This is a genomic window from Streptococcus sp. Marseille-Q7087, from assembly GCF_965111935.1.
In genome coordinates this window covers 1,595,143-1,609,080 of the sequence record NZ_CBCOPJ010000001.1, presented here as the reverse complement: position 1 = coordinate 1,609,080, position 13,938 = coordinate 1,595,143, and the positions used below count along the sequence as shown (strand labels likewise).

Below are 13,938 nucleotides of genomic sequence, written 5' to 3'. Positions count from 1 at the left end.
CGTGTTTTGTCAATAAAAAAGTTGGAAAAACTCAAAAAAAGTTTATTTTTTTCAAAAATAGGTCGCAAGTCCGATGTTTTTTATGGTATAATAGAATAAACTGATAGTAACATGTAGCGAAAGGGGTAGGTACATGATCAAAATTTATACAGTCTCAAGTTGTACTAGCTGTAAAAAAGCGAAAACATGGCTCAATGCCCACCAGTTAAGTTATAAAGAACAAAACCTCGGTAAAGAGGGGATTTCTAGAGAAGAATTATTAGATATTCTTACAAAAACAGACAATGGAATTGCGAGCATTGTATCATCAAAGAATCGCTACGCTAAAGCTCTTGGAGTTGATATCGAAGATTTGAGTGTCAATGAGGTGCTCACCTTAATAATGGAAACACCACGCATCCTAAAAAGCCCAATTCTTGTTGACGAGAAACGTTTGCAAGTTGGCTATAAAGAAGATGACATTCGTGCCTTCTTGCCACGCTCTGTCCGCAATGTAGAAAATGCAGAAGCACGTTTACGTGCAGCACTATAAAACATAAAGGCTGGGAGTGACTCCTGGCCTTATTTGATAGGTAAATAAGGAAAATTGAATATGAAGAAGATAGTAATCGGTATAGTTGCCCTTCTATTTTTACTAGCTGGTTGTGGTCAGAAAAAAGAATCTGCGGAACCTGCTAAAGATACAACGACAGAAATTCTCCAATCTAATTTGCCAGTTCTAGAAAATGCAGCAAAAAATACTGTGGTTACCAAAACTCTAGTTTTTCCAGCCAATGAAAATGGGGTTAAACAAACTCAGACCATTACATATAAGGACAAACAATTCTTGACCTTAACGATTCAGCAGAAACGACCAGTTTCAGATGAACTCAAGAGTTTCATTGCAGAACATGGGTTGGAAGATGCAAAGAAAGCTTTGAAAGAGGTGGAGGATAAAGATGAGTCAGTTCAAGCAGCTCGAAAAATTCCTGGTTTTAGTCTTGAAACCAATCTTTTAAGTGAGACAGAGATTGAAACGAAAACAAGTTATGATTTTCAAGTCCTAGATATTAAAAAGGCAAGCGAAAGCGAATATTTAAAAAATGTTGGTTTGGAAAATCTACTAAAAAACGAACCAGAAGAGTATATCGCAAATCGAGTTGCGAGTGGTGCGACAGTCCAGTAAGAAAGTCGCAGAAAATCAACAAAATCAGACTGTGTCATTTGTAGAACGGCTGTGAATGTGCTATAATGGTACTATTCTAAGGAAAGAGGGTGTTAGAATGGGATTTACTGAAGAAACCGTACGTTTTAAATTGGACGATTCCAATAAAAAAGAGATCAGTGAAACATTGACAGAAGTCTATGATTCATTGAATGAGAAGGGGTATAACCCTATTAATCAAATTGTGGGCTATGTTCTCAGTGGAGACCCAGCTTACGTTCCTCGTTACAATAACGCAAGAAATCAAATCCGTAAATACGAACGCGATGAGATTGTTGAAGAATTGGTCCGCTACTACCTTAAAGGACAAGGAGTCGATCTATAATCTATGAGAATTATGGGGTTGGACGTTGGTTCCAAAACGGTAGGAGTAGCGATTAGCGATCCGTTAGGGTTTACAGCACAAGGGCTCGAAATCATCCAAATCAATGAAGACCAGGGAGAGTTCGGTTTTGAACGACTCAAGGAATTGGTTGATAGCTATAAGGTGGAGCGCTTTGTTGTTGGTTTACCTAAAAATATGAACAATACCAGTGGACCGCGCGTGGAAGCGAGTCAAGCATATGGAGCAAAACTGGAAGAACTTTTTGGTTTGCCAGTAGAATACCAGGATGAGCGCCTGACCACGGTTGCTGCAGAGCGCATGTTAATTGAGCAAGCAGATGTTAGTCGTAATAAGCGTAAAAAAGTTATCGATAAATTAGCCGCTCAGTTGATTTTGCAAAATTATTTAGATAGAAAATTTTAAGACAGAGGAGAAACTATGTCACACGATCACAACCACGATCACGAAGAACGTGAACTTATTACACTTGTAGATGAGCAAGGAAACGAAACTTTGTTTGAAATCCTTTTGACTATTGACGGAAAAGAAGAATTCGGTAAAAACTATGTTCTTCTTGTACCAGTTAATGCAGAAGAAGATGAAAACGGCGAAGTTGAAATTCAAGCATACTCATTCATCGAAAATGAAGACGGAACAGAAGGCGAATTGCAACCAATTCCTGAAGATTCAGATGACGAATGGAACATGATTGAAGAAGTCTTCAACAGCTTTATGGAGGAGTGATACAGTCTGGGAGACTGTATCAGCCAAGTTCCTTGAAATAAGAGAGAACTGGTGACTCCAGTGGATGTTTTTAGCCCATATTGAAATTAAAACAAGCTAGGTTCTAGCAAATGAAGTAAAAAGCGAAGAGAATCTTCGCTTTTTTATTAAAGATTAAGGAGATAAGCGTGTTTGAAGTAGAAAAATGGCTCCATAGTCGGATTGGATTGAATTTTAGATCAGGTTTGGGACGGATGCAAAAAGCAGTGGATTTACTGGGGAATCCTGAGCAAACCTATCCAATTATCCATGTGACGGGGACAAATGGGAAAGGATCAACCATTGCCTTTATGAGAGAGCTTTTTGTCTCTCACGACAAGAAAGTTGGAACCTTTACTTCGCCCCATATTGTCAGCATTCATGATCGCATTTGCATCAATGGAGACCCCATATCGGATGCAGATTTCATTCGTTTAGCTGATCAAGTAAAAGCAATGGAGAAAAGACTTCTAGAAACTTATGATCAATTATCTTTTTTTGAGTTGTTGACTTTGATTGCTTTGCTTTATTTTAAAGAGCAAGAAGTGGATCTGGTTTTGCTGGAAGTTGGAATTGGTGGACTACTTGATACCACTAATGTGGTAACTGGAGAGATTGCTGTTATCACGTCCATCGGCTTTGATCATCAGGAGACTTTAGGCGATAGTTTAGCAGCTATTGCTGAGCAGAAAGCAGGGATTTTTAAGTCAGGCAAGTCAGCTCTTATTGCCAATCTAGCACCGGAAGCCCAGCTCGTTTGTCAAAGAACTGCTCATGATTTGGATGTGACTCTCTACCAAGCTGATCGAGATTTTTCTTTCAAGAATGGTCATTTTTCTTCTTCTCTTGCGAATCTGAACCAACTAAAACTAGGTTTGGAAGGGGCCTATCAGGAGGAAAACGCAGCTCTTGCCATACAAGCCTTTCTATTGCTTATGAATCAGAGAGGTGAGAAGGTTGATCAAGAAGCAGTACGAGCCGCCTTGCGAGCTACCAGATGGGCAGGAAGGCTAGAAGCTATCACTGAGCACATTTATCTGGATGGGGCTCACAATCTACCAGCCTTGGAACGTTTGGTTGAATTTATCCAGGAAAAAATCCAGCAAGGCTACCATGCTCAAATTCTTTTTGGTGCTTTAAAGCGTAAAGATTATAGCGGAATGTTAACTTATCTGACAGATCATTTACCTGATACAGCTCTCTATGTGACGAGTTTCGACTATCAAGGCTCTTTGGAGGAGCAAGATTTGAGTGGCTATCATAGAGTTGCTTCCTATCGAGACTTTATAGATGATTTTGAAAAGTCTGCAGGGGAGAAAGACTTACTGTTTGTTACAGGTTCCCTCTATTTTATATCTGAAGTTCGTGCCTACCTTATAAAAACATAGTTGGTTGATTGACCTTGTTTCCTTTATTTAATATAGTATAAGTAGAATAACTCTGCAGTTTTTCTGCCTTTAGCTCCTGAAAGAAAGGAGACATTATGTCACTAAAAAAAATTACATTTTCTCTTGCTACTGTGGCAAGTCTTAGTCTTTTAGTTGCTTGTTCGTCAACAGCTAAATCGACACCTTCATCCCAAGCAAGCACTAGCTCTGAGGCGAGCGCTAGTCAAGTGTCAGAAACCAGCGCTTTTAGTTCTACTACTAGTGTAAAGACTGACACAACTACTAATCTAGATGGGACCTACAAGGGACAAGACGAGGGTGATAGCATTACTCTTGTAGTTACTGGAAATACCGGAACGTGGACAGAAGTGGAAGCGGACGGAGATCAAGAGGTTAAGAAGGTGACCTTCGAACCAGAAAATCAGAAAGTTATTATCGGAGACGAGGTCAAGATTTATGTAGCTGAGGAGAACCAGATTATTATCGATGACATGGATCGCGACGTTTCTGATCGTATTGTTTTAAAAAAATAGATATTTTATAAGGATTTGAATCTGGATAAAAAGATTCAAATCTTTTTTTCGTTGACTTTGAGCTCAAAAAAATTCCATACTTTTAAGGTAGCTAATGTCCACCAAAAAGTATAGAATGAGTGAAATTAAAGAAATCGTTCCTGCAAAAAGTGGGCGACTCCATCTTCTTCGTTAGTCAATGGTAATTGCTCGTCTGCAAAAGGTAACAGTGCAGGGTTTGCGTTTTTCATGGCATAGCCTTTACCTGCAAAAGAAAGCATTTCTTGGTCATTGTGTTCGTCACCAAAGGCAATCAAATTCTGTTTGTCGATATTCATGACATTGAGAAGGTATTCGAGGGCAAAAGCCTTGTGGACACCTTTTGGAGTGCATTCGAGAATGTTCAAAGGGCCACCCCAAGTGTTAATATTGAGTTGGTGTTTGTAAAAGCTGTTCATCTCTTCAGCTAGTGCATATTTATCGTCTGCCCTAGTTTGTAATAAAATACAGTTAGGTCCTTTAGTAACTAAGTCAGACTTGAATTGATTTTCTGGGCGAAAGTTTTCAACACCAAATAATTTAGGATCGGCAATTTCTTGGTCTGGGGCCGTAATGTAGAACTTTTTACGATATTCACCAGCGATAAAGTCTGCCTCAATTTCTTCTTTACGCTTCACGATATCCAAGAGGTATTTTTTGTCCACAGTCAGACACTTTTCATGTTTCCAAGTCTTGCCTGGTAGGTGAGTGAGCGAACCATTGAAGTTGATCATAGGCGTTTCAAGTTCAAGTTGGTCATAAAAATCTTTGGCCATACGGTATGGGCGACCGGTTGCGATAACGACTTGGTGGCCTTTTTTAGAGATTTTCTTAATTGTTTTAATAGTAAAGTCAGAAAGTTTGCTTTCAGAGTTGAGTAGAGTTCCGTCTAAATCAACGGCAATCATTTTTTTAGTCATAAAATCCTCCCGAATCTAGTTTCAGATAAGATGTTTTCTATTATATCAAAAAGTGGCTAGAAAAGCTGACAATAAGTAAAAAGAAGAAGAATAGCATCGGATAAGATTTTTATAATTCGGTAAAAATACCTTGAAAAGATGAATGATTGATGTTATAATAGTCATATTGTTCGTAAAATGACAAAGGAGATTAAAAATGGACAAACTATTTAAACTAAAAGAGCACGGAACAGATGTCCGTACAGAGGTTCTTGCTGGTTTAACAACTTTCTTTGCAATGAGTTATATTCTCTTTGTAAACCCTCAAATGCTTTCACAAACAGGAATGCCTGTTCAAGGTGTATTCTTGGCGACAATCATCGGTTCTGTTGTGGGAACTTTGATGATGGCTTTCTATGCTAACTTGCCATATGCTCAAGCTCCAGGTATGGGACTTAATGCCTTCTTTACCTTCACAGTCGTATTTGGGATGGGCTATACTTGGAAAGAAGCTCTTGGGATGGTTTTCATTTGTGGAGTTATTTCATTGATTATTACATTGACCAATGTTCGTAAAATGATCATTGAATCTATTCCTACAACGCTTCGCTCAGCAATTTCAGCCGGTATCGGTGTCTTCCTAGCATATGTAGGTATTAAGAATGCTGGTCTTTTGAAATTCTCAATTGACCCAGGTACTTATACTGTAGCAGGTGAAGGAGCAGATAAAGCTCAAGCGGCGATTACTGCGAACTCAGCAGCTGTTCCAGGATTGGTAGATTTCAATACTACAGCAGTTTTGGTAGCTCTTGCAGGTCTTGCTATTACTATCTTCTTTGTTGTTAAAGGTATCAAAGGTGGGATCATCCTTTCTATTTTAACAACGACTATTCTTGCCATTGCGGTTGGTCTTGTTAATGTGTCAGGGATTGACTTCGCTAGCAACAATCTTTCATCAGCAGTTAACGATTTAGGTACCTTGTTTGGTGCTGCTCTTGGTTCGGAAGGTTTAGGATCTTTGATTTCAAACACTTCTCGTTTGCCAGAAACTTTGATGGCTATTCTTGCCTTCTCATTGACAGATATTTTTGATACTATCGGTACTCTTATTGGTACTGGTGAAAAAGTTGGTATCGTTGCGACAAGTGGTGAAAACCATGAGTCAGCTAAATTGGATAAAGCTCTTTACTCTGACTTGGTGGCAACTTCAGTTGGTGCCATTGCTGGTACTTCAAATGTTACGACTTATGTTGAGTCTGCGGCAGGTATCGGTGCTGGTGGACGTACTGGTTTGACAGCCCTTGTTGTTGCTATCTGTTTTGCTTTATCAAGCTTCTTTAGCCCACTGTTAGCGATTGTTCCAACAGCTGCAACTGCACCAATTTTGATTATTGTCGGAATTATGATGCTCTCTAACTTGAAAAACATTCCTTGGGATGATATGTCAGAAGCTGTTCCGGCCTTCTTCACATCTATCTTTATGGGATTCAGTTACTCAATCACTCAAGGGATTGCAGTTGGTTTCTTGACTTATACTTTGACAAAGGTTGTCAAAGGCCAAGTTAAAGATGTACATGTCATGATTTGGATTTTGGATGCCTTGTTTATCTTGAACTATATCAGCATGGCTCTTAACTAATGATAAACACTTAAAAAAAGAAGGAGGAATCTCCTCCTTTTTTATTAGTAGAAATATCGCAAAAGAAAACTTTTTGGTATAATGATTACATGCACATAAAAAATGAAGATGAACTCATTGCTCTTGGACAAGAGTTAGGCTCTTTACTAGAGGAAAATGATGTATTGATTTTGACCGGTGAATTAGGTGCTGGGAAAACAACACTTACAAAAGGTTTGGCTAAAGGTCTAGGGATTCATCAAATGATTAAAAGTCCTACTTATACCATTGTTCGAGAATATGAAGGTCGTCTACCCTTGTATCACTTGGATGTTTATCGTATTGAAGGGGATGCAGATTCTATCGACTTGGATGAATTTCTTTTTGGATCAGGAGTGACTGTTATTGAGTGGGGTCATCTATTAGGAGATGCTCTTCCAGCAGACTATCTAGAATTAGAAATCCTGAAAGATGGTGAGGGACGTGAGGTTGTCTTTCATGCCCATGGGCAACGAGCAACGGAGCTCTTGCAGAGGTTGACGGATGGAGTATGATCTTTTAATCCGTGAAGCAGAAATCCAAGATGCTTCGGTTCTTATTGCACTTTTGGATCAGATTGGTCAGGAATCTAGTTTTACCAGTTTGGATGAAAACGGAATTGCAATGACTGAATCAGAAATGCAACATTTTATTGACAAGCAAGCCCAGTCGGATAACCAGATTACTCTACTAGCTTTTTTGAATAATGAATTGGCAGGGGTCATCAATATTACAGCTGATCAACGTCCGCGAGTTCGACATATTGGTGATGTCTTTTTGGGCATCAAAAAAGCATACTGGGGAAATGGTCTCGGTAGTATCCTGTTGGAAGAAGCTACTGAATGGGCCAAATCGAGTGCTAGTATTCGACGTTTACAATTGACAGTTCAAAAACGCAATCTTGCGGCTGTTCATCTGTATCAAAAGATGGGCTTTATCATAGAAGGATTACAGGAACGTGGTGCTTGTATAGAGGGAGGAGAGTTTCTTGACGTTTACCAAATGGGTCGACTGATAGACGAATAAAAGTATGGTAAAAAAAATAATCGGAATGTTTTTAGGCTTTGTTCTTGTGACAGTGCTTGGTGTTGGAGCTTTTGCCTTTACAATCTATCAACAAAGTACACAGACTTTAGCCAAAACCTATAAACAAATCGGGGAAGAAACGAAGGTTATCGAGGCAACTGAACCTCTGACAATTCTACTGATGGGTGTGGATACGGGTAACGTTGAACGCACAGACCCATGGGAAGGTAACAGTGATTCGATGATCTTGGTAACGGTAAATCCTAAGACCAAGAAAGTTGTTATGATGAGTTTGGAGCGTGATATTTTGACACAAATCCAACAACCAGACGGTAGCGTAATAGAGGCGAAACTAAATGCTGCCTATGCCAATGGTGGAGCAGAACTGGCCATATCGACTATTCAAAAAATGATGAATATCCATATCGACCGCTATGTGATGGTCAATATGCATGGTCTTCAAAGAATGGTTGATGCTGTCGGAGGTATTACAGTAAATAATACTCTAGGTTTCCCTATCTCTATTCAAGACCAGGAGCCATTTAATACGATTTCTATCGGTGTTGGTGAACAAAAGTTAAATGGTGAAGAAGCTCTTGTCTATTCACGTATGCGTTATCAGGATCCAGAGGGAGACTACGGTCGTCAAAAACGACAGCGTGAAGTGATTCAAAAAGTTGTCGAGAAGATTCTTAGCTTGAATAGTGTCAGTCACTACCAAGAAATTCTGAAGGCTCTTAGCGACAACATGCAGACCAATATCGAGATTACGACAACAACAATTCCTCAATTGATGGGTTATCAAGATTCCTTTAAAAATATTGATTCTCAACAGTTGCGTGGAGAGGATGCAATGATTGACGGGACATCCTACCAAATTGTGTCATCTGCTCATATGTTAGAGATGCAAAATATGTTACGTCGTTCGCTCGGGCAACCAGAGGTTACGAACTTGGAGACCAATGTAGTCTTGTATGAAAATCTTTATGTTCATTCACCACAAAATACCAGTTCTGTTGCAGAACAGGAACAACAGATTCAACAAGAACAGCAAGAACAATAAGAAATGAATACTCAAATCGTAGGAATTTTCCTGCGATTTTTTCAAAGAAATCCGAATAGATAAGTAGGAGGAAAAAATGAAAGCGGAAATAATAGCTGTTGGGACAGAAATTCTAACAGGTCAAATCGTCAATACCAATGCTCAGTTTTTGTCTGAAAAGTTGGCTGAAATCGGTGTTGATGTCTACTTCCAAATGGCTGTAGGAGATAATGAATCTCGTCTCTTATCCTTGTTGGAGATTGCTCAGAAACGGAGTGATTTAGTTATCCTAACGGGAGGACTAGGTCCAACAGAGGATGACTTGACCAAACAAACCTTGGCACAATTTCTAGAGCGTGATTTGACTTTTGATGCTCAAGCACAGGCTAAATTAGATGATTTCTTTGCTCATCGCCCAGACTATGCTCGAACTCCAAATAATGAGCGTCAGGCACAAATTGTTGAGGGCTCAACTCCGCTACCCAATGAAACGGGACTAGCGGTTGGTGGTATGATTGAGGTAGATGGCGTGACTTATGTTGTCCTACCAGGTCCGCCAAGTGAACTGAAACCAATGGTTTTAAATGAGCTACTACCAAGATTGACAACAGGAGCTAAGTTGTACTCACGTGTGCTACGTTTCTTTGGAATTGGTGAGAGCCAGCTAGTGACGATTTTGTCAGATTTGATTGAAGAGCAGACGGATCCAACCATAGCACCGTATGCAAAAACGGGAGAAGTGACTCTGCGTTTGTCTACAAAGGCTACTAGTCAAGAAGAAGCTAGAAAGGCCTTGGATAATATAGAAGAAAAAATCCTTGCACGTCAAACTTTTGAAGGGGTTGCTTTAAAGGATATCTGTTATGGCTATGGAGAGGAAGCGAGCCTATCTAGCGTAGTTGTTGAGAAGTTGAAAAAGCAGAAGAAAACCATTACAGCTGCGGAAAGCTTGACAGCTGGGCTTTTCCAAGCGACTTTGGCAAACTTTTCGGGTGCATCAACAATCTTTAAAGGTGGTTTTGTCACTTATAGCCTGGAAGAAAAAGCTAAGATGTTAGACATTCCACAAGTAGAGTTGCAAGAACATGGAGTCATTTCAGCCTTTACTGCTGAAAAAATGGCTGAGCAGGCACGCCTCAAAACTCAGTCTGATTTTGGAATTAGCTTGACAGGAGTAGCTGGTCCGGATAGCCTAGAAGGGCATCCAGCAGGGACAGTTTTCATCGGCCTATCTCAAGCATCAGGTACCGAAGTCATTCAAGCCAATATAGCTGGAAGAAGTCGAGCAGATGTTCGTAAAATTGCGGTTATGCATGCGTTTAACTTAGTTCGCAAAGCTTTATTAAGTGACTGACTTTTGATATAATAGAAGAAGGTTCTAAGAAACATTAAAATATAGGAGAACAAAATGGCGAAAAAACCAACAAAAAAATTAGATGAAATCGGCAAAAAATTTGGAGCTGATCGTGAAAAAGCTTTGAATGATGCCCTTAAATTGATTGAAAAAGACTTCGGTAAGGGATCAATCATGCGCTTGGGTGAACGTGCAGAGCAAAAAGTGCAAGTGATGAGCTCAGGTTCGTTGGCCCTTGATATTGCACTTGGTTCAGGTGGTTATCCAAAGGGACGTATCATTGAAATCTACGGTCCAGAATCATCAGGTAAGACAACAGTAGCCCTTCATGCTGTAGCACAAGCACAAAAAGAAGGCGGCATTGCAGCCTTTATCGATGCGGAACATGCGCTTGATCCAGCTTATGCAGCAGCTCTTGGAGTGAATATTGACGAATTGCTCTTGTCACAACCAGACTCAGGTGAGCAAGGTCTTGAAATTGCAGGGAAATTGATTGACTCAGGTGCAGTTGACCTAGTCGTTATTGACTCGGTTGCAGCTCTTGTACCTCGTGCGGAAATCGATGGAGATATCGGAGATAGCCACGTTGGTCTTCAAGCTCGTATGATGAGCCAAGCTATGCGTAAACTTGGTGCTTCTATCAACAAGACTAAGACAATTGCCATCTTCATCAACCAATTGCGTGAAAAAGTTGGGGTTATGTTTGGTAATCCAGAAACAACACCTGGTGGACGCGCCCTTAAATTCTACGCTTCAGTTCGTTTAGACGTTCGTGGGAGCACACAAATCAAGGGAACTGGTGACCAAAAAGATACCAACGTCGGTAAAGAAACTAAGATTAAAGTTGTGAAAAACAAGGTTGCTCCACCGTTCAAAGAAGCTCTTGTTGAAATCATGTACGGAGAAGGTATTTCTAGAACTGGTGAACTCTTGAAGATTGGAAGTGATTTGGATATCATCCAAAAAGCAGGTGCTTGGTACTCATACAAGGGTGAAAAAATCGGACAAGGTTCTGAGAATGCGAAGAAATACTTGGCAGATCATCCAGAAATCTTTGATGAGATTGACCACCAAGTTCGTGTTCAATATGGTTTGATTGAAGAGGAAGAAGATTCTAAAGCAAGTTTAGCAGCTGATACGGATTCTAACAAAGAAGTAACTCTTGACTTGGGCGATGCTCTTGAAATCGAAATTGAAGAATAAAAAGTGGAGTTTTTCCACTTTTTATTTTTATTCATTAGAGGTTTACTCTTTTTGAAAAAGCGAATAAAAGGCCTATTTCCTTAGAAAAATCCAGAAAACTATTGTATTTTTAATAATTTGATGTTAAAATGAACAAGAACAACAAAAAAGGAGATTACTATAATGGAAAAACGTTTAGTTCGTAACGTTCAAGATAAAAAAATCGGTGGTGTTTGTGCAGGTCTTGCTGACTACTTTAACATGGACCCAATGTTAGTTCGTGTTCTTTGGATTCTTTTCACTTTAGCTGGTGGTTCAGGTCTACTTGCTTACGCTATTCTTTACTTTATCCTTCCAGAAGGTGGAGCAGAAGGTTAAGCTACATTGTAAATAAGAATAAATAATGCATGTAATTTTATAAATTGCATGCATTTTTTATTTTGAAAATAAATCGAAATTCAAAACATATCAGATTAAAGATAATGTTTTTTATACGTGGAATTGTCTTGCTTAGTAATCACTAAAACGTCGGTATTTGATGCGAAAGTCAAAGTAATTCTCTTCTTGCAATTTTTGAAAGATGTTGAGATAGGCTTCTTCATCAAAATGGTCGCCATGGTAGAGAATTTCAAAACTCATTCCCTCGTATTCTAAAAAAGCATTGGCAGTTTTAAAACCATTTTGTAAGTAGAAGTCCATGCGGGCCTTTCGTTGTTCGAGATTATCACAGTCTTCGTCCAATCGCTCCACTTCAAGAATCATAGTACGCTGGTAAAAACCAATGAGTTTTTCAATGATTTCTCTCCCGTATCCATGGCTACGGAGATGGGGCATGATAGCAAAGAAGCTAATGTAGAAAGCTTTTTGATTTGAAATGGCAAAGGCAAAGCCGACAAATTCCTCTTCGTTATAAAAAGCGAAAAAGTGGGCGTCATCTCTATCCTGGTAACTTAAAAATTCTTCCAAGGAGACGCGTTCTTCTTCAGGGAAGGCTTCCTTGTTTAATTGTTCAACTTTTTCAAGGTCTGGGAATACATCTGTAATTAACTGGCTGGTTAAGGTCATACCTACCCTCCTTTTCTGTCACGATTATACCAGATTGTTTGTATCTAGGCAACGCTTTCTTAATGAAGCTCCCTTGTTCCTCTACTAGAAAGCTGATATAATACCCTTATGAATAAAAAATCAACGGTGGACTTGATTCATGGTCCTATCCTTCCTTCACTGATTAGTTTTGCTTTACCGATTCTATTGTCCAACATCTTTCAGCAACTCTACAATACAGCTGATATCTTGATTGTTGGGCGTTTTTTAGGACCAAATTCCTTGGCGGCAGTCGGAGCTACGACAGCCATTTTTGATTTGATTATTGGCTTTGCTCTCGGAGTCGGAAATGGGATGGGAGTCGTTATTGCTCGTCTTTACGGTGCTCGTAATTTTGCTAAGATTAAGGAAGCTGTCGCAGCGACTTGGATTTTGGGTGCCATCCTGAGTGGTCTTGTCATGCTGATAGGTTTCTTCGGTCTTTACCCACTCTTACAGTACCTAGAAACGCCTGCAGAAATTCTCCCCCAATCCTATGAATACATCTCAATGATTGTTAGCTGCGTGGGAGTTAGCTTTGCCTATAATCTCTTTGCAGGATTACTACGCTCGATTGGTGATAGCCTTGCGGCGCTTGCCTTTCTTATCTTTTCAGCCATTGTTAACGTCATTTTAGATTTGTATTTTATTACGCAATTGCAGTTAGGAGTTCAGTCTGCAGGCCTAGCGACTATTATCTCGCAAGGTTTGTCAGCAATCCTTTGTTATTTCTATATTCGCAAGAGTGTTCCAGAGCTTCTTCCGGGCCTCAAACATTTCAAATGGAATAAGGCTCTCTATGTTGACCTTTTGGAGCAAGGGTTAGCTATGGGTTTGATGGGGTCAATCGTTTCTATCGGAAGCGTTATCTTGCAATCCTCTGTCAATAGTTTTGGAGCAGTCATTATCAGCGCCCAAACGGCGGCGCGCAGAATCATGGCCTTTGCTTTGCTGCCAATGACAGCTATTTCAGCTTCAATGACAACTTTTATCTCTCAAAACTTTGGGGCAAAACGACCAGAACGTATAGTTCAAGGCCTTCGTTTAGGGAGCTATTTGAGTATGTCTTGGGCTACCTTTGCCTGTATCTTCCTATTCTTTGCAAGTCCTAGCCTGGTTTCTTTCCTGGCAAGTTCGACAGACGCTTACTTGATTGAAAATGGGGCTTTGTATCTACGCATCAGTTCGGTATTCTATCCGATTTTGAGTCTTTTATTGATTTATAGAAATAGTTTGCAGGGACTCGGCCAAAAACTCTTGCCACTTGTATCAAGCTTTATCGAGTTTATCGGTAAAATTATTTTCGTCGCTTGGATTATTCCTTGGGCAGGGTATACTGGTGTTATCCTATGCGAACCTCTCCTCTGGCTTGTTATGACTGCCCAGCTTTATATTTCGCTTTTTCAGCATCCTTGGATAAAAGAAGGCAAGAAAATCTTGGCAGTCGGCGGGAAATCCTAGCTTA

17 protein-coding genes are annotated in these 13,938 nt (G+C 39.8%); 15 read left to right on the top strand and 2 right to left on the bottom strand.

All coding sequences use genetic code 11. The annotated features are described in order from the left end of the window. The first annotated feature begins 133 nt into the window (after positions 1–133). The 7 genes from spx (at position 134) to ACWPVF_RS08335 (ending at position 4,212) form a co-directional block, all read left to right on the top strand. Positions 134–532 carry a transcriptional regulator Spx gene (gene spx, locus ACWPVF_RS08365; RefSeq protein WP_006149601.1) on the top strand — a complete coding sequence of 133 codons (399 nt, stop codon included), beginning with the start codon at positions 134–136 and terminating at the stop codon, positions 530–532. A gap of 60 nt (positions 533–592) precedes the next feature. Further along, positions 593–1,165, top strand: a complete 573-nt coding sequence (locus ACWPVF_RS08360) for an SP0191 family lipoprotein (RefSeq protein WP_414308098.1) — start codon at positions 593–595, stop codon at positions 1,163–1,165. 97 nt (positions 1,166–1,262) lie between these two features. Next, entirely contained in the window at positions 1,263–1,529 is a 267-nt protein-coding gene (locus ACWPVF_RS08355; protein WP_414308097.1) for an IreB family regulatory phosphoprotein, read from the top strand. A 3-nt stretch (positions 1,530–1,532) separates the two neighbouring features. Then, positions 1,533–1,952: a Holliday junction resolvase RuvX gene (gene ruvX, locus ACWPVF_RS08350; protein ID WP_045613863.1), complete on the top strand. Its 420-nt coding sequence runs from the start codon at positions 1,533–1,535 to the stop codon at positions 1,950–1,952. Between the two features lie 15 nt (positions 1,953–1,967). Next, complete coding sequence (locus ACWPVF_RS08345; RefSeq protein WP_004250503.1) at positions 1,968–2,273, top strand: DUF1292 domain-containing protein; 306 nt, start codon at positions 1,968–1,970, stop codon at positions 2,271–2,273. Positions 2,274–2,440: 167 nt separating this feature from the next. Then, positions 2,441–3,679 carry a bifunctional folylpolyglutamate synthase/dihydrofolate synthase gene (locus tag ACWPVF_RS08340; RefSeq protein WP_045613861.1) on the top strand — a complete coding sequence of 413 codons (1,239 nt, stop codon included), beginning with the start codon at positions 2,441–2,443 and terminating at the stop codon, positions 3,677–3,679. Between the two features lie 95 nt (positions 3,680–3,774). After that, a complete protein-coding gene (locus tag ACWPVF_RS08335) occupies positions 3,775–4,212 on the top strand; it encodes an SP_0198 family lipoprotein (RefSeq protein ID WP_045613860.1) in 438 nt (145 codons plus the stop codon). Between the two features lie 125 nt (positions 4,213–4,337). On the opposite strand, the gene ACWPVF_RS08330 is transcribed toward ACWPVF_RS08335, so the two are convergent. Further along, the gene (locus ACWPVF_RS08330; protein WP_045613859.1) at positions 4,338–5,150 is read right to left on the bottom strand and encodes a Cof-type HAD-IIB family hydrolase; all 813 of its coding nucleotides are present in this window, start codon (positions 5,148–5,150) and stop codon (positions 4,338–4,340) included. Between the two features lie 196 nt (positions 5,151–5,346). Here ACWPVF_RS08330 and ACWPVF_RS08325 point away from each other — a divergent pair, with 196 nt between their 5' ends. The 7 genes from ACWPVF_RS08325 to ACWPVF_RS08295 all read left to right on the top strand — a co-directional run bounded on the left by ACWPVF_RS08325 (position 5,347) and on the right by ACWPVF_RS08295 (position 11,768). Then, entirely contained in the window at positions 5,347–6,768 is a 1,422-nt protein-coding gene (locus ACWPVF_RS08325) for an NCS2 family permease (protein ID WP_454385636.1), read from the top strand. Positions 6,769–6,857: 89 nt separating this feature from the next. Continuing rightward, entirely contained in the window at positions 6,858–7,301 is a 444-nt protein-coding gene (gene tsaE / locus ACWPVF_RS08320) for a tRNA (adenosine(37)-N6)-threonylcarbamoyltransferase complex ATPase subunit type 1 TsaE (RefSeq protein ID WP_414308096.1), read from the top strand. Next, the gene (locus tag ACWPVF_RS08315; RefSeq protein WP_414308095.1) at positions 7,291–7,812 is read left to right on the top strand and encodes a GNAT family N-acetyltransferase; all 522 of its coding nucleotides are present in this window, start codon (positions 7,291–7,293) and stop codon (positions 7,810–7,812) included. Before tsaE ends, ACWPVF_RS08315 begins: the two co-directional genes overlap by 11 nt. 4 nt (positions 7,813–7,816) lie before the next feature. Beyond that, the gene (gene lytR / locus ACWPVF_RS08310) at positions 7,817–8,875 is read left to right on the top strand and encodes a glycopolymer--peptidoglycan transferase LytR (protein ID WP_045613854.1); all 1,059 of its coding nucleotides are present in this window, start codon (positions 7,817–7,819) and stop codon (positions 8,873–8,875) included. A 76-nt stretch (positions 8,876–8,951) separates the two neighbouring features. Continuing rightward, positions 8,952–10,208 (top strand): competence/damage-inducible protein A, encoded by a 1,257-nt coding sequence (locus ACWPVF_RS08305; RefSeq protein ID WP_454385633.1) that lies wholly within the window; start codon positions 8,952–8,954, stop codon positions 10,206–10,208. A gap of 54 nt (positions 10,209–10,262) precedes the next feature. Next, positions 10,263–11,411: a recombinase RecA gene (gene recA, locus ACWPVF_RS08300; protein ID WP_454385631.1), complete on the top strand. Its 1,149-nt coding sequence runs from the start codon at positions 10,263–10,265 to the stop codon at positions 11,409–11,411. Between the two features lie 162 nt (positions 11,412–11,573). Beyond that, positions 11,574–11,768 (top strand): PspC domain-containing protein, encoded by a 195-nt coding sequence (locus ACWPVF_RS08295; protein WP_454385629.1) that lies wholly within the window; start codon positions 11,574–11,576, stop codon positions 11,766–11,768. Between the two features lie 132 nt (positions 11,769–11,900). Here the strand turns inward: ACWPVF_RS08295 and ACWPVF_RS08290 are convergent, their stop codons facing one another. Further along, on the bottom strand, positions 11,901–12,455 hold the full coding sequence (locus ACWPVF_RS08290) for a GNAT family N-acetyltransferase (protein WP_454385627.1): 555 nt from the start codon (positions 12,453–12,455) through the stop codon (positions 11,901–11,903). A 108-nt stretch (positions 12,456–12,563) separates the two neighbouring features. On the opposite strand from ACWPVF_RS08290, the gene ACWPVF_RS08285 reads away from it, so the two are divergent. Continuing rightward, on the top strand, positions 12,564–13,934 hold the full coding sequence (locus ACWPVF_RS08285) for an MATE family efflux transporter (protein ID WP_454385625.1): 1,371 nt from the start codon (positions 12,564–12,566) through the stop codon (positions 13,932–13,934). Positions 13,935–13,938 lie beyond the last annotated feature (4 nt).